We start from the raw sequence: 16,335 nt of genomic DNA, 5'->3' as shown, positions 1-16,335 counted from the left end.
TCCTTCAGGTACAGGAGGGTGATGAGCGAATGTTGCCCGCGTCACAACTAAATGTCAATGGCCTGACTTCAATCCATTTATTTCACACCGTGAGGATCGTGCGGCCGATCGCCGTTCGCGATTCGATCGCGGCATGGGCCGCGGCCGCATCGGCGAGCGGGAAGGTCTGGCCCACAACGACTTCCAGTTTTCCGGCGGCGGCCTCCGCCAGCGCCCGGCGGCCCGCCGCTGCCCAATCGATATCCGCGCGCAGCAGATCCGGCAGCATCGTCACCGCGACGCCCGACGCGGCCGCGGATTCGGCGGAGATCGCGGCGAATCCGCCTGCCGCATTGCCGTACCCGAGGAACCGTCCGCCGGGCGCGACCGCGCCCAGCGCGTCGATGCCGATCGGCCCGCCCGCGCCGTCGAAAACCACCTGCACGCCCGTGCCACCGGTCAGCGCCAGCACCTGGTCGGCCCAGCCGTATTCGTCGTAGTCGACCACCGCCTCGGCGCCGAGGCGTTGTGCCAGTGCCAGTTTCGCCTCTCCGCGGGCCGCGGCGACAACCCGCGCCCCGGCCGCGCGCGCCAGCTGGATGAGCAGCGTGCCCAGCCCGCCGGCCGCGGCGGTGATCAGCACCCACTCCCCCGGCTTCGGATCGGCGAATTCGGCGACCGCGACGGCGGTGCGGCCGTCGGCGACCAGCGCCGCGGCCTGCACCAGGTCCAGCCCCTCGGGCACCTCGAGCAGCGCATCGGCCTGGGCGAGTGCCCTTTCCGCGTATCCGCCGGTCGGCACCCCGCCACCGATCGCGCTGGCGGCGGTGCGGGCGATCACGCGCTTGCCCGCCCAGGCCGGGTCGACGCCGGGCCCGACGGCGGACACCACACCGGACACCGACCCGCCGGGCACGTAGGGCGTTTGCACCGGGAAGTAGTTCACCCCCGACCCGTCGCGCAGGCGGGTATCGAGGAACATCACGTCCGCGGCGGCGACATCCACCACGACCTCGCCCGCGCCGGCCACGGGATCGGGCGCCTCAGCGGGCACCAGCACATCCGGGCCTCCGAACGACTTCGCCTCTACCACACGCATTTCCGGCCACATCCCTTCGTTGTCGAACAATGGGAACAGCCTCTTACCTCAAGATAGATTGAGGTCAAGTTGTTCGCTGCGAGCGAAAGTCGCGGGCACACCGGGCATCTCCGGTACCCGCGGATGCGATTTGCTGAGGTATCGCGGCATCGCTACCATGATCGGTGAGGGGAGTACTTCCCAAGCGCCATTCCGGTCAGTACGGATTCCACCGTTGGATTCCCCGGATGGCCGCCCGGCAGCGGGTGAAGGAGACCTCGGGTTATTTGCCGTACCCGAGGAGATCCATGAATCCGGCCCCGTCCGCACTCGCATCGTCCCAGCTGCACACGATCGCCTCGCCCTGGCTCTGGGCCGTGACCATCGCCGGTGTGCTGGCCCTGCTCGTGCTGGACTTCGCAGTCACCCGCCGCCCGCACGAGGTATCCATGCGCGAGGCGATCGGGTGGACGGTGGTCTACCTGGCCCTGCCGATCGCCTTCGGTTCGGCCATCTGGGCCGGGTACGGCGCGCGGCCTGGCACGGAATTCCTCACCGGCTATCTACTCGAGAAGTCGCTGTCGGTGGACAATCTGTTCGTCTTCATGCTGTTGCTGGCCGCGTTCGCGGTGCCCGCGGCGCTCGCGCAGCGGGTGCTGCTGTACGGGATCGCGGGCGCGCTGGTGCTGCGCGGGCTCTTCATCGCGCTGGGCGCCGCCGCGCTGGCCTCGCTGGATTGGGCATTTCTGCTGTTCGGTGCGATTCTGCTGGTCACGGCCGCGAAACTGCTGGTGGACGCGGCCGGCGGACAGGAGCAGGAGGTCGAGGTCTCCTCGATGCGGTCGGTGCGGCTGCTGCGCCGGATACTGCCGGTGACGGACGATTACCGGGGCACGCGGATAACCGTGCGGGAGGCCGGACGGCGTGCGCTGACACCCCTGGCGCTGGTGGTCGCCGCGGTGACGACCACCGATCTGGTGTTCGCGGTCGATTCGGTGCCCGCGGTGTACGGCGTCACCGGCGACCCGTACCTGGTGTTCGCCACCAATGCCTGTGCACTGCTGGGACTGCGCGCGCTGTACTTCGTGCTGCGGGCGGCGTTGAGCCGGTTGGTCCACCTGGCCTACGGGCTCGCGGTGATCCTGGCCTTCATCGGGGTGAAGCTGGTGCTGCACTGGGCACACGGAATCTGGGACGGGATGCCGCAGATCCCGACGCCTGCCTCGCTCGGGGTGATCGTGGCGGTGCTGGCGACGGTCACCGCCAGCAGCCTGTGGGCCACCCGGGCAGCGCGAGAAAACGACGCCACCGCAGCGGGTTCCGCGTCCTAGCCCGGCGTTACTCCGCCGACGGCGCTGGCCCTCGACCGGTCCGGATACTCAGTGCGGGACCGCCCCGACGTGCTCTCGCGGGTCCAGCAGCAATCGCATCTCCCGCGCGAGCCTGGTCGTCCAGGGATCCTCGTGCTTCTCGAAGTGCCAGCCGGTCTTGTTCAGTTCTCGCAGATGATTCGGACCGAAAAAGATCATGAGATGCAGCAGGGCGTCGACGAACACCGCCAGCACGACCGCCGAGATCAGGGACACGGCCAGCATCGCAAAAAAGATTCCGACATATGCCATACACAAGCGTGTACCTACCAGCGACGCAAGTGCAAGCCCCCGCTCTCGATCCGGTCGCCGCGAGCGTGCGACCGACCCGCCGCGGTCGGGATTCGACAGCCGACCGAAGAACCGCGGCAGTTGATCGGGGGCCTGCTCGGCCGCCTCGTCCTCCGCCGACAGGCCCGAGAAGCGAGTGGTGGCAACGATATTTGCTACGTCTTGTCCAGCGGATCTTGATTGAGAGCTGCCAAGAGACGCGGGACCAGGGGGTTTGAATCGTTCTTGCGCCAGGCGACGGCGATTCGTGTGCGCGCGGTGTTGGGCTCGATCCCGCGGAAGGCAACGCCTTTGAGGCGAATGCGGCGGATGCTCTTCGGGGCCAGCGACACTCCCAGGCCGGTTTCCACCAGGGCGCAGACGGTCTGCCATTCCACTGCGTGCTGAGTCACTTGGGGGGTGAAGCCTGCGGCGGTGCACAGGTTGGTGATCTGGTCGTACAGCGGCGGGCCGACGGCTCGAGGCAGGAGCACGAAGGGGTAGTCCGCCAACTGCTCGACTCGGACGGCTCGTTGTGCCGCGAGTGGGTGTGAGGAGGGCAGGACGGCCACGAACTGTTCGGTCAGCACGGTCTCGAATCCAAGTTCCGCGTCATGGGCAGGCGGCTCCCGCAGCAGGCCGATGTCGATCGTCCTTTCGCGCAGAGCGGCCAGTTGGGGCGTGGTGGTCATCTCATGGATGTCCAGGTCCACGGCGGGAAACCGTTTCCGGAAGGTATGTAGCAAGCCGGGGAGGACGGTCAGGGCAAGGGAGGCGGCGAAGCCGATCCGCAGCCGGCCGGCCCTGCCGCTGCCGACCTCTCGGGCCGCGGTCAGGCCCTCTGCGAGGCCGGTGAGGGCATGCCGGGCAGCGGGGAGGAGTTCGCGGCCTGCCGGGGTGAGGCCGATGCGCCCGGGCTCGCGGCTGAACAGCGCGTATCCGACCTTGTCCTCCAGGCGACGGATCTGCTGGCTCAGCGGCGGTTGGGCGATGCCCAAGCGGGAGGCGGCGTGGCCGAAGTGGAGTTCCTCGGCGAGCACGACGAAGGCATGCAGCTGCGGAAGGGGAAGTTCAGGGCGCTCCATACCAATAGAGATATCACTCCATGCCTGAAGGCGTATTAGACGTATCAGTGCTGGTCACTTAGCATTCGGCGCATGACAGAGCGACGTTCGATCCTCAGCGGCTCCACGTTCGAGGAACAGATCGGCTATGCCCGCGCCGTGGTCGACGGCGACTGGGTTCATGTGTCCGGGACGACCGGATTCGACTACACCACCATGACGATCTCAGACGACGTGGTGGAGCAGGCCGAGCAGTGCCTGCGCAACATCGAGGCTGCCCTGGCCGAAGCGAAGTGCACCTTCGCTGATGTAGTGCGGGTGCGCTACCTGCTGCCCGACCGGGCCGACTTCGAGCCCTGCTGGCCGGTACTGCGTTGCGCCTTCGGCGAGGTCCGGCCGGCCGCCACCATGCTCATGTGCGGCCTCGCCGATCCCCGCATGAAGATCGAGATCGAGGTGTACGCCCGGCGGATCACCGTGTAACCGTCCGCGCAATCCGATCCGGGTGAACGGCGGCACCGCGCCCGAGGCGACTATAGCCCTGCTCACCCGGTCGGCGCACCGTGATATCGGCCGCTGGAAGTCGGTACGTGCCAGCCGAGAACCAATGATCTCACGGCCGTCTGGATCATCGCGTCGATGTACGCCGAGGGCAGGGTCCCGTCGAGTTCGAGCGTGACGAATCCGTGCAGCGTCGCCCAGACCGCGACAGCGATGTGGTTCACCTCGGCGGTCGAGTATCGGGAGACATGTACGCGGCTGATCGCCTCGACGAGCGGCGCCGCCGGATCTTGGTCGCTCGGGGCGCCGCTGGGAGTGTAGGTCGTGCCGCCGCCGAAGATCACCGCGTAAAAGTGCCGCTCGTCCAGGGCCCACCGCCGATAGGCCGACGCCATCGCGAGCAGGTCGGCGAGTGGATCGTCACCCGCGGGTACCGCGACCAGAACTTCGAACAGCTGCGCCGCCACGCGCCGGCGCACGGCGGCGAGCAGACCCTCCCGGCTTCCGAACAACGTGTAGATCGAGGTAGTCGAAGCGGTTGCGGCAGCGGCAACTTCGCGCATCGACAAGCGATCCGACGAGCGGTCGCGCAGCAGATTCGTCGCAGCGCTGACGAGGCGTTCGCGCGTGGCGTCATCGTTGGTTGGCGGACGTCCCATGGAGACGCAGTCTACTCGGCAGGTAACACTGTTACAGAACATTGTTCCGAAACAGTGTTACAGTTTTTCAGAACAATGTTCTGAAACTGAGGAGATCGTAGTGACGTTCGTTCGACAGAGCTTGCGAGTGTTACGGACCACCGCCATCCACGTCACGGCCGTACTGGCATTGGTCGTGGTGTTCCTGGCTGTCGTGGTGCTGACCGGCGGGGCTGGGCGTGGATGGGCGGCATGGACCGTCACTGCCATGATCGGCACGGCCACTGCCGGACTACTGGCGGCCCGTGACCGCCGGCGCGTCGCCGTGCACATGTTGATTCAGACGGGTCTGGCCTGCGCGCTCACCGCCAGCGCCTGCGTACCAACCGTTTCGACGAGCTGGCAGTATCGTCCGGACCTACCCGGAGTTTCGAGCGAGCGTTGGACGCTGGCGACGGGCAGCCGTGTCGCTGTGTATCACTACGCACCGCCGGCGGGCGTCGCGCATCACGGTATACCGCTGCTGTATCTCAACGGTGGTCCCGTCCGCAGCATCGCCCTGATCGACCACGCGTTTCTGCGGCAGCTGGCCGACGATGGCTTCGATGTGTACGCCTACGAACAGGCCGGCGGCGGGCGAAGCGATCCGCTGCCCATGCCCGACTACACCATCGACCGCTCGGTGCGCGACCTCATGGCAGTGCTGGAGCACGTCCCCGGCCGACGCGCCGACGTGATCGGTTTCTCCTCCGGGGCAGTGATCCTCACGCGAGCCCTGGCCGACGCGGCGAGCACGGTCTTCATCCACAGGGCAGTGATCGTGGAGCCGGGACCGATGGACGGCCCCACGGAGCATCTGGCCGGCTGGATCGGAAGCGCTACGGCCGCCGGGATCGCTCCCCCGCCCGGCGGCCCACGCTCGGTCTCCATGCCGCGCTATGCGGTTGCCTTCGGGCTGCAGCGGCTGGGGCTACTGTCTCCCCAGGATCAGATGGTCGGCCAGGCCGAAGCGGTCAACGCCTTCCGGGCCGCCGATCTCGGCAGCGACACGGCGAACAGCTACTGCGCCAAGGACGCCCACCGCATCCCGGTCGAGGACAGCGCCGCGAACTTCTCGTTCAACCCGGCCGCCAGCCTCCGCATCCAGGAAACGATCACCCATTCGCCCTCGATCGCTCCGCAACTGCGCGCATCCAAGGTTCCGGCGATGCTGGTGATAGCCCAATGTTCGCACCAATTGCGCCAATGGGCGACGGCCGTCCTGGCGTCCGATCCCGCGATTGCCCGGACCCAATACATCACCGGCGTCGGCCATCACATCTGGAACGGCCTCGACGACAACAACGACCGCGCAGCATCGGTCATCACCGCCTTCCTCGACAACAAGCCGGCGCCGCTTCCCAACTACCCCACGGCCGCAGACATTCCGACCTTCCTCGGCGAACACCGGTAGGGCCGGTCCGGCGGCCAGGGAACACCGTGGGCGGCTGGTATGTCGTCAGCCGGCCCGACGCCGCCCACCATCGCACCCTCGTGCAGCACACCTCCACGCGCGCATTCTCGGCTGCGGCAACGAACCAGCGGACGCGCGCATCTCGACATGAGGCATCGGGGCCACCGGTTGCGGCGACCGCTTCGAGCTGCACGGCAGGTCAGCGCGAGCCACCCCGGTTCACACCTCAGGTCAGCTTCACCCGTGCCGCGACGAATCGGGCGATCGCCGGCGCGAACCGGTGGAAGTGATACTGCAGGTGGGCTTCCGGTGTCACCGGAACGACGTCGCGTCCGTCCTGCACCGCACGCACGATCTGCGCGGCGACCTTCTCGGGCCCGTAGTGCCGCTTGCGGTACAGCGCATCGTATTTGGCCTGCTTGGCCGCCTCGTCCTCCGCCGAGAGGCCCGAGAATCGGGTGGTGGCAACGATATTGGTGTGCACGATGCCGGGGCAGATGGTGTGCACGCCGATCCCCTTGCCGGACAGTTCGGCTCGCAGGCAGTCGGAGAACATGAACACCGCCGACTTGCTCGTCGAGTAGGCGCTGAAACCGCGCTGCGGGGTGTAGGCGGCCATGCTCGACAGGTTCACGATGTGCCCGCCGAGCCCGCGCTCGGCCATGGCGGCGCCGAAGGTGCGGCAGCCGTTGATCACCCCGCCCAGGTTGACCCGCAGCACCCGGTCGAACTCGGCCGCGGACGTGTCGAAGAAGTCGCCCGCCTGGCCGATTCCGGCATTGTTGATCAGCACGTCCGGCACCGCGTGCGCGGCGATCACGGTCGCGGCATGCTCGGCGACGGCGTCCGCATCGGAGACGTCCACCGAATATGCGTGGGCCACACCGCCTTCGGCCTCCACGAGCGTGACGGTCTCCTTGGCCGCATCCAGATTGACATCGGACACCACGATCTCCGCGCCGCGGCGCGCGAAGGCCAGGGCGGTCTCGCGGCCGATTCCGCTGCCGCCGCCGGTGATCACGACCAGCTGATCCTCGAACGGGCGCCGCACCCGCGCGCTCACCTCCGCGCGCCGCAGTGCGCGCGACGGCGTACCCGCGGTGAGCGAGTCGATGAGTTCCGTGGTGGCAGTGGCCAGTAGCTCCGGATGCGAGAACGGCAGCCAGTGGCCCGCCGGGACCTCCCGCCGCCACAGCCGCTCGGTCCACTGCGATTCGTTCTCGTATCCCGCGGGCCGCACGGCCACGTCGCGGCCGGCGATCACCAACTGCACCGGCACGTCGGTGCGGCGCTCGCGGGCATCGACCATGCGCTGCACGATATTCGCGCGGTAGATGCGCATCCCGTCGAAGAAATCCTCGCGGAAATTGGGGCCCAGCCGCACGTTCTCCGGGGCCGTCTCGTTCATCAGGCCCACGAAGCGCCGCCACACCGCCTCCGCCGACAGCGGCCGCAGCACCACGCGCGGCACACCCGGCGTCATGAACAGGAAGGTGTAGGCCGAGGACAGCAGCTGGGTGAACGGACCCCACGCCGCGCCGCGGGACAGCTTGGCGCGCATCCACTTACCCATGTGGTCCAGGTTCGGCCCGGACACCGAGGTGAACGACGCGATCCGCGCGGTGGCCCGCGGTTCGCAGACCGCCTCCCACATCTGCACCGAACCCCAGTCGTGCGCCAGCACGTGCACCGGCTTTTCGGGGCTGATCGCATCGGCGACCGCGAAGAAGTCGGCGGCGAAGGCATCCAGGCGATAGTCCTGTGTGCGGCTGGTGCGGGTGGAGCGGCCGTGCCCGCGAGTGTCGTAGGCGACGACGTGGAAACGCCCGGCCAGCAATGGAATCACCCGGTCCCACAGGTGGTGGTCGTCGGGCCAGCCGTGCACCAGGATCACGGTCTCGGCGGCGGAATCGCCGTATTCGTAGACGGCGAGGTCGAATTCGCCGCTGCGAACGGTCCGCTCCGCGTCGGGACCAGGGGGCGATGCTGTCATTGTCTCTCTCCTTCGACGAGGGGAAGATTCACAGATCCAGTACGAGACGGTCACCGCCGCAGCGGGATACGCAGATGAGCAGGTCGCCCTCGGCGCGCTCGGCGTCGGTGAGCACGGTGTCGCGATGGTCGACCTCGCCGGACAGCGCGGTCACCCGGCAGGTGCGGCAGAAGCCCTGGCGGCACGAGTAGGGACGATCGGGCCGCACCCCGAGCACCGCGTCGAGCACCGAGCGGTCGGCCGGGATCGCGATAACCTCGCCGGTCCGGGCCAGCTCCACCTCGAAGGCCGTGCCGTCGTGCACCGGCGGGGCGGAGAAGCGCTCGGAATGCAGTTCGACGCCGGGCATCTCGCGCACCGCGGCCGCGATCACCGCGGTCATCGGGACCGGCCCGCAGCAGTAGACCGAGGTGTCCGCGCCGACGCCGGGGAGAAGTTCGTCCGCGCCGGGCAGGCCGTGTTCGTCGTCGGTCCGCACGCGCACGCGATCGCCGAACGCCTCCAGTTCCTCGAGGAAGGCCAGCGAGTCGCGACTGCGGCCGGTATAGACCATCGACCAATCGACGCCGAGTCGGTGCGCCATCCGCACCATCGGCAGGATGGGCGTGATGCCGATACCTCCGGCCACGAAATGCACACGGGCGGCATCGGATCCGTGCCCGGGCAGCACGAACGGGAAGGCGTTGCGCGGACCACGCACGGTCACCGCACGGCCGACACCCAGGTCGTCGTGCACCTCGATCGAACCGCCGCCGCCGTCCGGAATCCGGCGGACCGCAACGCGATAGCTGTGCCGATCGGCGGGGTCACCGCACAGCGAGTACTGGCGCAACCGGCCCGAGGGCAGTTCCAGATCCAGGTGGGCGCCGGGACGCCAGGGCGGCAGCGCGCGGCCGTCCGGCGCGGTCAGCAGCAGGCTGACCACGTCGGCGTCGTGGGCCTCCACCCGCCGCTGCGCGACCCGCAGGTTCAGGCGGTGATCGTCGACCGAACCGTGCGCGGTGCGCCGGTTGATCAGCGTGGCCCAGCGCAGCCTGCTCGTGGCCACGGCATCGATGACCCGAATCGCCCTGTCGCCGCGCCGATTTCCGTACAGGTCGGCGGGCCGGGACAGCGGAACGCGTCGCGTCACGACGCCAGCGCCTGCGCCGCGGGCGATTTGGCCAGGTAGGCCACGGCCTGGGCGGTGGATCCGACGGATTCGGGGTTGTAGCCGGGCAGCAGCACCGATCCCGCGCTCCACAGCAGCGACGGCACGCCGGGCAGGGCGCCGCGCCACATCGCGCCGAAGATCCGGAACAGCAGCCGCGGATAGCGCATGTTCGGCAGCGAGGGGTCCTCATGCACAAGGAATTTCGTGCCGCGCCCGACCAGGCACAGGAAGATCGGGAAGACCATCAGCATCAGCGCGCAGCGGCGCAGGTAGCCGATGTCGAAGTAGCGCGCGACATCGTGGGCCACGTGCCGGTGCTCGACCTCCTCCGCGCCGTGCCAGCGGAACAGATCCAGCACCCGCGGATCGGCGCCGAACCGCTCCAGGTCGGCGTTGAGCACCCAGTCGCCGAGGAAGGCGAAGAAATGCTCCAGCGTCGCGATGACGCCCAGGCGCTCGACGAGGGTCTGGAACTCCGCGGCGGCGTCGCCGCCGGGGCGGGGGCCCAGGGTGTTGCGGAACAGATACTCCATCTGCCGCACATAGGCCTCGACGTCGATGCCGTGCGTGGTGAGCACCTGCTCGAGCACGCCGTTGTGCGTCTCGGCGTGCATCGATTCCTGCCCGATGAATCCGAGCATCTGCTCGTGCAGCTTCTCGTCGCGCACCAGCGTCAGCGCCTCGGAGAAGGCCAGGCAGAACATCCGCTCTCCCTCGGGAAGCAACAGGTTGAGCGCGTTGATCACGTGCGAGGCGATCGGCTCGGCGGGCATCCAGTGCAGCGGGGTGTCGCGCCAGTCGAACTGCACGTTGCGCGCGCGCAGAGCTACCTCACCCGGATCGGTTGCCTCCTGGCGGGTACGCCAGGCAGACAGCATGGGAAGTAACTTCATCGGGCACTCCTGGTCATCGTCGACGCGGTCGCTACATGAGCGTAGCAAAATTTCGCGTGTATATGCGACCAGGAGTAACAGCTATAGCCGGGAGGGCGTCATCGCTGCTTGACCAGCGGAACGCTGTAGATCTTGCCCTTGGCGTCGGTGGTCGTGGCCTTGGTATAGAGGTTGGCCGGCTGGATGGGATCGGACAGCACCACATGCACCGGCTTGGTGATGTAATGCCCGGCGGCGCAGTTGGGAACGCAGGTGTTGTCGCGCTCGGTACCCTCGCCCTCGGCCTTGTCCGCCGTCCAGGATTTCCAGGTGATCTTGTCGACCTCGGCGCCCAGATCGGCACAGGCAAGGATCAGGTTCACTGGCCGCACGGCCGGCTTGTCGAACGAACAGTCGATCACTTCCGGAAGGTTCGAGGGTTGTGCGGAGGCATGAGTGCCCGCCCCCGCGGGATTCGACGTGCCGGAGCTGCACGCCGCGGCCGTCGCCGCGAGGCACGCCAGCGCCAGCGCACCCGCGATACGCGGGCGATTCGATCCCATCACCGTCATACTTCCGCTCCCAGCCCGTGCCGCCGCCTCCGCGGCCCGTCGTCGATTCCGGCAGGCTAGCGCACACCCGCCACAGGCTGCACCCCCACGCGCCGGATCGCGCCGCCCACCGAGTAAGACGGTAGCGCCGCTCCGGTGACGATGCTAGGAATGGAGAGACGGAAAATCGCCATCGGTGAACCACTCCCGTGGGCGCCCGCAGCGATGAAAAGTCCACGCTAGGAGACACATTGACCGGGGGCGCACCGGAGACCGGCGGCCGGGGGGCACGCAGATGGTGACGATCCTCGGCGGCGGCATCGCGGGGACCGTGCTCGCGGGCGCGCTGGCCCGGGAGGGCCATCAGGCGATCGTCTACGAGCGCCGGCCCAACGTGCGCGGCGGCGCGTTCCTGTTCCTGGACGGCCGAGCGCATCGCACGCTGACCGAGCTGGGGGTTCCCGCGGACGAGCTGGAGCGCGCGTCGTATCCGACGACCGGGTTCCGGGTGAGCTCCCCCGCCGAGGAGATGCGGGAGAATCCCGCCGCGGGTCACCGCCTCTACCACCGCACCGACCTGATGCGGGTGCTGACCGAATTCGCCGACGACTCCAAGGCCGAGATCCACTACGGCACCGCCATCACCGATCTGGATCCCGACACCGGCGTGCTGTACCCGGGCGGTACCGCGGCCGAGCTGGTCATCGCCGCCGACGGCATCGATTCGATCGCCCGCACCCGCCTCGAGCCCGCCCGGCAGCCCGAATACGCCGGCCAGGTGGTGCTGTATGCCACCGCCGCGCCGGGCACCCGGCCCAACACCGCCCCGTCCGTCCTGCATTTCCATCGCCGGGTGGACGCGAGCCCGGCCACCTTCGGGCACTTCTGGAACGATCAGGTCACGGTATGGTTCGTGCGACTAACCCGCGAGCCGATCCCGGTGGGCTACACGGGATTTCATCCGCTGGCCCGCTGGATCGCCCCGATCCGCCAGGCCCTGCCCACGATTCCGTTCCTGCTCGACACCCTGCTCGAGGCCACCACAATGGTGCACGTCTCCAATGCCCGCACGGTGCCGCTGACCCGCGCGCTTCCGCCCCGCGCGCCGGTGATCCTGTGCGGCGACGCCGATCACGCGCTCAGCCCCGCCGCCGGGGTGGGCGCCCGCGACGCCATCGAGGATGCCGCGGCGCTGTGCCGGGCGCTGCTGTCCGGGGCCGATCCCGCCGCCGCCATGCGCCGCCGCCGGGAGGAAGTTCTCGCCGTCCACGGGTGAGCGAGGCGGCAGCGGGAGCCGGCTCAGAACGCGAACACGTATGTGCTGCGGTTCAGCGCCCCGCAGGAGTTGGGGTAGGTGTGCCGATACGAGACCGAGGCGCCGTTCCAGACACCCTCGGCGGTGATGGTGACGGGATCGTAGATCATCGGGCAGAAGCGCATCGGGTGGCCGTGCAGGCGCTCGAGGTCGCCGCCCACCGCGGCCAGTTCGCCACAGGCCGCCGCGGCGTTCGGATGGGTGCCGCCCACCGTCGGGGAGCAGACGAGTAGCACCGTGCGCGGACCCGCTGCGGGCACAGTGCTCTTGGACACCGTCAGCGTGAGGGCCGAGGGCAGCGGGGTCGAGGATTGGGCCTGCGCGGGCGCCGCGGCGACTCCCGCGACGGCCACGGCCAGGACCGCGGCACGGAGGGCGATCATCGGCTTCTCCTCATCGTCGAGTTGTGCATGGACTGTCGATCGCGGCGGGCGGAATGTTTCAGGCGGGGTTCTCGTCCGGGGGGTTGATCGTGTCGCGCCACCGGTCGGACCACTTCCACAGCCGCTCCAGGGCGCGGCCCAGTTCGACTCCCGGATAGGTCAATTCGTAGGACTTGTCGGGTCGCTTGACGATGATCCCGGCGCTCTGCAGGGTCTGCAGGCGCACCGAAAGCATGCTGGAGGAGCAGTTGCCCATCCGGCGGCGCAGCTCCAGGAATCCCAGCGGCCCGGGTTCGAGCTCCCAGATCACGCGCAGCATCCAGCGCTGGCCGAGCAGCTCCATCGCCTGCTTCGGCCCCGCGGCCGGGTCGCGCCCGGTGGACCCCGAATCGTTTGCGCTTCTCATTTAGAACCAGCATAGTGGTTCTGAAATAGAAGCAGCGGAGGAGGGCGGGCATATGGAGTCGAGCAGAATCGCGCTGGTGACGGGCGCCTCACGGGGCATCGGGGCCGAGACGGCACGGATCCTGGCCGCACGCGGCGATCACGTGGTGCTCAACTATCGCGAGAAGCGCAGGCGCGCACAGGACCTCGCCGACGAGATCGCCGCGGCGGGCGGCAGCGCCTCGATCGCGGGCGCGGACCTGTCCGACGAGGCCGCCGCACGCGGGCTGAGCACGGAGATCGCCGAGCGGTTCGGGCGCCTGGATGTGCTGGTGCTCAACGCATCCGGCGGACTCGAGCGCGGCGCGAGGCCGGACTACGCCATGGCCATCAACCGGGACGCGCAGCTGCGCCTGGTGCAATTGTTCCTGCCACTGATCCCCCGCGGCGGCCGTATCGTCTTCGTCACCAGCCACCAGGCACATTTCCACGGCCGCAAACCCGTCCCGTCCGAGTACGAGCCCATCGCCGCGAGCAAGCGCGCCGGCGAGGATGCGCTACGCGCTTTGACCGGCGAATTCGATTCCCGGGGAATCGGTTTCACGATCGTCTCGGGCGACATGATCGACGGCACCATCATCGTGCGGCTGCTGGAGCGCCGCGATCCGGACGCGGTCGCCGCCCGGACCGAGCACGGCGCGCTGCCGACGATCGAGGAATTCGCGACCGCCGTCGCCGATGCCACCACGGGCAATCACGCCTCCGGGCACACTGTCTACGTCGGCGGGGCGGACTACCTCGCGCAGTGGCCGCCATCCCCGGCTACAACTACAACCTAAGGTATCGCCGCACCGCGGTCTCCAAGGCAGTCAGGTCCTCAGCAGGCCGACGCTTCAGAGGTGCACCACGGTCGGGCAGCCGACATCGATCAGGCGGCCGGTTCCAGCACCTCGTCCCGGGACAAGAGCCCCGCGTAGAAACCGTTGCGCTCCAGCAGTTCCCGATGGGTGCCTCGCTCGACGACGTACCCGGAGTCCAGCACCACGATCTGGTCGGCGTCGCGAATCGTGGACAGGCGATGCGCGATCGTGATGGTGGTGCGGCCCTGTGCCAGCGCGTCGATGGCGGCCTGCACCTCGCGTTCGGTACGAGTGTCCAGGGCGCTGGTGGCCTCGTCCAGGACCATGATCGGCGGATTGCGCAGGATGGCGCGGGCAACGGCGAGACGCTGTTTCTCGCCGCCGGAGAAGCGATAGCCCCGCTCACCCACGAGGGTGTCATAACCATCGGGCAGGCTCGCGATGTGCTGGTGAATCTGCGCGGCCCGGGCGGCGGCGATCAATTCCTCGTCCGTCGCATCGGGTTTGGCGAAGCGCAGGTTGTCCGCGACCGAGGCGTGGAACAGATAGGTCTCCTGGGACACGACGCCCACGGCCGCCGACAGATCGGCAAAACTCAGCTCGCGCACGTCGATTCCGTCGATGGTGACCGCTCCGGTGCTGGCGTCGTACAGCCGCGCCACCAGATAGCCGAGAGTGGTCTTGCCCGAGCCGGTCTCGCCGACGATGGCCAGCGAGGTCCCCGCGGGAACCGTGATGTCGATGTCGCTGAGCACATTCCGGTCCTGCGGATCGTAGGCGAAGCCGACCCGGTCGAATCGCACCGCGCCCGAGGCGGCCGGTAGCGGCACCGGATCGGCCGGTTCCTCGATATCGGGGCGCAGATCCAGGTATTCGAAGATCCTGCCGAACAACGCCATCGAGCTCTGCATATCCACACCGGTGGACAGCAGCTGCACGGCGGGACGCAGCAGCCCGGTCTGCAGCGTGGTGAAGGCCACCAGGGTGCCGATCGAGACCAGTGGATGCCCTGAGGCCACGGTGAGCCCAGCGGCCCAGTAGATCACCGCGGGCATGGCCGACATGACGATCTGAATCGTCGCCTGCCGCCAGCGCCCGGCCATGCTCGCACGGATCTCCAGGTCCACCAGCCCGCGCGATTCGCGCGAGAAGTCGTCCACGAGTTCGGGCGCGCGACCCATGGTGCGCCCCAGCAGAATTCCGCTCACCGACAGCGATTCCTCCACGATCGCCGACATTCCCGCGAGCTGGCGCTGGCGCTGGCCGGTGATCCGGCGGCGCTCGTCGCCGACGCGGCGGCTGATCCAGACGAAGAAGGGCAGCATCAGCATCGAGACGGCCGTCAGGCGCCAGTCCAGCGCGATCATCGCGATGATCGCCGCGATGACCGAGGTGAAGTTCGATACCAGCGAGGTGGCGGTCGAGGTGACCGTGGACTGCATGCCGCCGATATCGTTGGCAATCCTGGACTGCACCTCGCCGGTGCGGGTGGTGGTGAAGAAGGCCAGCGGCATGCTCTGCAGCCGCGCGTACACCGCCGCGCGCAGATCGTGCATGACCTGCTGGCCGACGGCGGTCGAGATATAGGTCTGCAGCACGCCGAACACGCCGGTCAGCACGGCGACCGCGATCATGCCGGCGGCGAGCAGGGTCAGCAGGCCGACGCGGCCGTGCGGCAGGGCGTCGTCCAGGACCGCGCGCAACATGAACGGCGAGGCGAGGGAGACGACGGACGACAGGCCCACCAGGATGGCGACCAGGGCCAGGCTGGCGCGATAGGGATGGAACAGCCGGAGGATCCGGCGGAGCCGAGGCGGGGATTGGGCTGCCATAGGCGCCTCCTTCCGAGAACTATCGCTCATAACTGAGCTTGGCTCACAATTATTCCACAGAACAGTGAGCTAAGCTCAGAATTATGGGTGAAGCCACTCGGACCGACGCCGCGGAGATCGATCTGCCCGAACTGTTCCTGCGGACCAGCAAGCGCATCCGGCGCAATCAGATGGCCCGCCTCGCCCCCCTGGGCCTGACGCCCGCCCAGAGCAGGGCGCTGCGCATCATCGGCCAGGATCCCGATCCGCTGCGCATGTCCGCACTCGCCGATCGCCTGGGCATCGTGCCCCGATCGGCCACCACGGTCGTGGATGCGCTGGTGTCCGCGGGCCTGGTCACTCGTGCGCCGGACCCGGCGAATCGCCGCTCCACGTTGGTGTCCCCCACCGACGCGGGCCGCCGCACCCTCACCCGGATGTCGCAGGCGCGCCGCGATGCCGCCAGCGAGACGTTCGCGGCGCTGTCGTCGGCGCAGCGAGAAACGTTGCGGGAGTTGCTGGCCGCCCTCGAGCCGGGGGATCCGGCCTGAGCATTGCGGTCATCGGGCTCTCCCGGGCGACCCGTCCCGGAAAGGCCTATCCCGGCCGTCATACCCTGCAGTGAATTGTCCATGCGGCGCGCCCGGCGGATTGTTGAGC

The 16,335-nt window shown here is 68.5% G+C and carries 17 protein-coding genes; 6 read left to right on the top strand and 11 right to left on the bottom strand.

Annotation, left to right across the window (positions count from 1 at the left end; genetic code table 11):
- Positions 1-82: 82 nt before the first annotated feature.
- Positions 83-1,078, bottom strand: a complete 996-nt coding sequence (locus tag KO481_RS19205) for a zinc-binding dehydrogenase (protein ID WP_215918567.1) — start codon at positions 1,076-1,078, stop codon at positions 83-85.
- A 287-nt stretch (positions 1,079-1,365) separates the two neighbouring features.
- On the opposite strand from KO481_RS19205, the gene KO481_RS19200 reads away from it, so the two are divergent.
- Positions 1,366-2,388: a TerC/Alx family metal homeostasis membrane protein gene (locus KO481_RS19200; protein ID WP_215918566.1), complete on the top strand. Its 1,023-nt coding sequence runs from the start codon at positions 1,366-1,368 to the stop codon at positions 2,386-2,388.
- Positions 2,389-2,436: 48 nt separating this feature from the next.
- On the opposite strand, the gene KO481_RS19195 is transcribed toward KO481_RS19200, so the two are convergent.
- Together KO481_RS19195 and KO481_RS19190 are read right to left on the bottom strand one after the other, a co-directional pair.
- Positions 2,437-2,652: a hypothetical protein gene (locus tag KO481_RS19195; protein WP_215918565.1), complete on the bottom strand. Its 216-nt coding sequence runs from the start codon at positions 2,650-2,652 to the stop codon at positions 2,437-2,439.
- Positions 2,653-2,873: 221 nt separating this feature from the next.
- Positions 2,874-3,782 (bottom strand): LysR family transcriptional regulator, encoded by a 909-nt coding sequence (locus KO481_RS19190; RefSeq protein WP_215918564.1) that lies wholly within the window; start codon positions 3,780-3,782, stop codon positions 2,874-2,876.
- Between the two features lie 72 nt (positions 3,783-3,854).
- Here KO481_RS19190 and KO481_RS19185 point away from each other — a divergent pair, with 72 nt between their 5' ends.
- Positions 3,855-4,244, top strand: coding sequence for a RidA family protein (locus tag KO481_RS19185; RefSeq protein ID WP_215918563.1), 390 nt, complete (start codon positions 3,855-3,857; stop codon positions 4,242-4,244).
- Between the two features lie 62 nt (positions 4,245-4,306).
- On the opposite strand, the gene KO481_RS19180 is transcribed toward KO481_RS19185, so the two are convergent.
- Complete coding sequence (locus KO481_RS19180) at positions 4,307-4,921, bottom strand: TetR/AcrR family transcriptional regulator (RefSeq protein WP_215918562.1); 615 nt, start codon at positions 4,919-4,921, stop codon at positions 4,307-4,309.
- Here KO481_RS19180 and KO481_RS19175 point away from each other — a divergent pair.
- Entirely contained in the window at positions 4,890-6,353 is a 1,464-nt protein-coding gene (locus KO481_RS19175) for an alpha/beta fold hydrolase (RefSeq protein ID WP_215918561.1), read from the top strand. The two genes, KO481_RS19180 and KO481_RS19175, sit on opposite strands and share 32 nt — an antisense overlap.
- 226 nt (positions 6,354-6,579) lie before the next feature.
- Here the strand turns inward: KO481_RS19175 and KO481_RS19170 are convergent, their stop codons facing one another.
- From KO481_RS19170 to KO481_RS19155, 4 genes are all read right to left on the bottom strand, one after another.
- Positions 6,580-8,346 (bottom strand): SDR family oxidoreductase, encoded by a 1,767-nt coding sequence (locus KO481_RS19170; protein ID WP_215918560.1) that lies wholly within the window; start codon positions 8,344-8,346, stop codon positions 6,580-6,582.
- A gap of 28 nt (positions 8,347-8,374) precedes the next feature.
- Entirely contained in the window at positions 8,375-9,478 is a 1,104-nt protein-coding gene (locus KO481_RS19165; protein ID WP_308166680.1) for a PDR/VanB family oxidoreductase, read from the bottom strand.
- A complete protein-coding gene (locus KO481_RS19160) occupies positions 9,475-10,392 on the bottom strand; it encodes a metal-dependent hydrolase (protein WP_245401172.1) in 918 nt (305 codons plus the stop codon). Before KO481_RS19160 ends, KO481_RS19165 begins: the two co-directional genes overlap by 4 nt.
- A 98-nt stretch (positions 10,393-10,490) precedes the next feature.
- The gene (locus KO481_RS19155) at positions 10,491-10,943 is read right to left on the bottom strand and encodes a hypothetical protein (protein ID WP_215918559.1); all 453 of its coding nucleotides are present in this window, start codon (positions 10,941-10,943) and stop codon (positions 10,491-10,493) included.
- 274 nt (positions 10,944-11,217) lie between these two features.
- On the opposite strand from KO481_RS19155, the gene KO481_RS19150 reads away from it, so the two are divergent.
- Positions 11,218-12,198, top strand: coding sequence for an FAD-dependent oxidoreductase (locus KO481_RS19150; RefSeq protein ID WP_215918558.1), 981 nt, complete (start codon positions 11,218-11,220; stop codon positions 12,196-12,198).
- 23 nt (positions 12,199-12,221) lie between these two features.
- Here KO481_RS19150 and KO481_RS19145 read toward each other — a convergent pair whose 3' ends face one another.
- Complete coding sequence (locus KO481_RS19145) at positions 12,222-12,620, bottom strand: subtilase-type protease inhibitor (RefSeq protein ID WP_215918557.1); 399 nt, start codon at positions 12,618-12,620, stop codon at positions 12,222-12,224.
- Between the two features lie 58 nt (positions 12,621-12,678).
- Complete coding sequence (locus KO481_RS19140) at positions 12,679-13,026, bottom strand: winged helix-turn-helix transcriptional regulator (protein WP_215918556.1); 348 nt, start codon at positions 13,024-13,026, stop codon at positions 12,679-12,681.
- Between the two features lie 52 nt (positions 13,027-13,078).
- Here KO481_RS19140 and KO481_RS19135 point away from each other — a divergent pair, with 52 nt between their 5' ends.
- On the top strand, positions 13,079-13,843 hold the full coding sequence (locus KO481_RS19135; RefSeq protein ID WP_215918555.1) for an SDR family oxidoreductase: 765 nt from the start codon (positions 13,079-13,081) through the stop codon (positions 13,841-13,843).
- A gap of 89 nt (positions 13,844-13,932) precedes the next feature.
- Here the strand turns inward: KO481_RS19135 and KO481_RS19130 are convergent, their stop codons facing one another.
- Complete coding sequence (locus KO481_RS19130) at positions 13,933-15,696, bottom strand: ABC transporter ATP-binding protein (protein WP_281066134.1); 1,764 nt, start codon at positions 15,694-15,696, stop codon at positions 13,933-13,935.
- A gap of 83 nt (positions 15,697-15,779) precedes the next feature.
- On the opposite strand from KO481_RS19130, the gene KO481_RS19125 reads away from it, so the two are divergent.
- A complete protein-coding gene (locus tag KO481_RS19125) occupies positions 15,780-16,226 on the top strand; it encodes a MarR family winged helix-turn-helix transcriptional regulator (protein WP_215918553.1) in 447 nt (148 codons plus the stop codon).
- Positions 16,227-16,335: the final 109 nt, after the last annotated feature.

The organism is Nocardia albiluteola (assembly GCF_018860155.1).
Taxonomy (GTDB): domain Bacteria; phylum Actinomycetota; class Actinomycetes; order Mycobacteriales; family Mycobacteriaceae; genus Nocardia; species Nocardia albiluteola.
The sequence above is the reverse complement of the archived record's forward strand: the minus strand, read 5'-3'. Positions and strand labels throughout refer to the sequence as shown.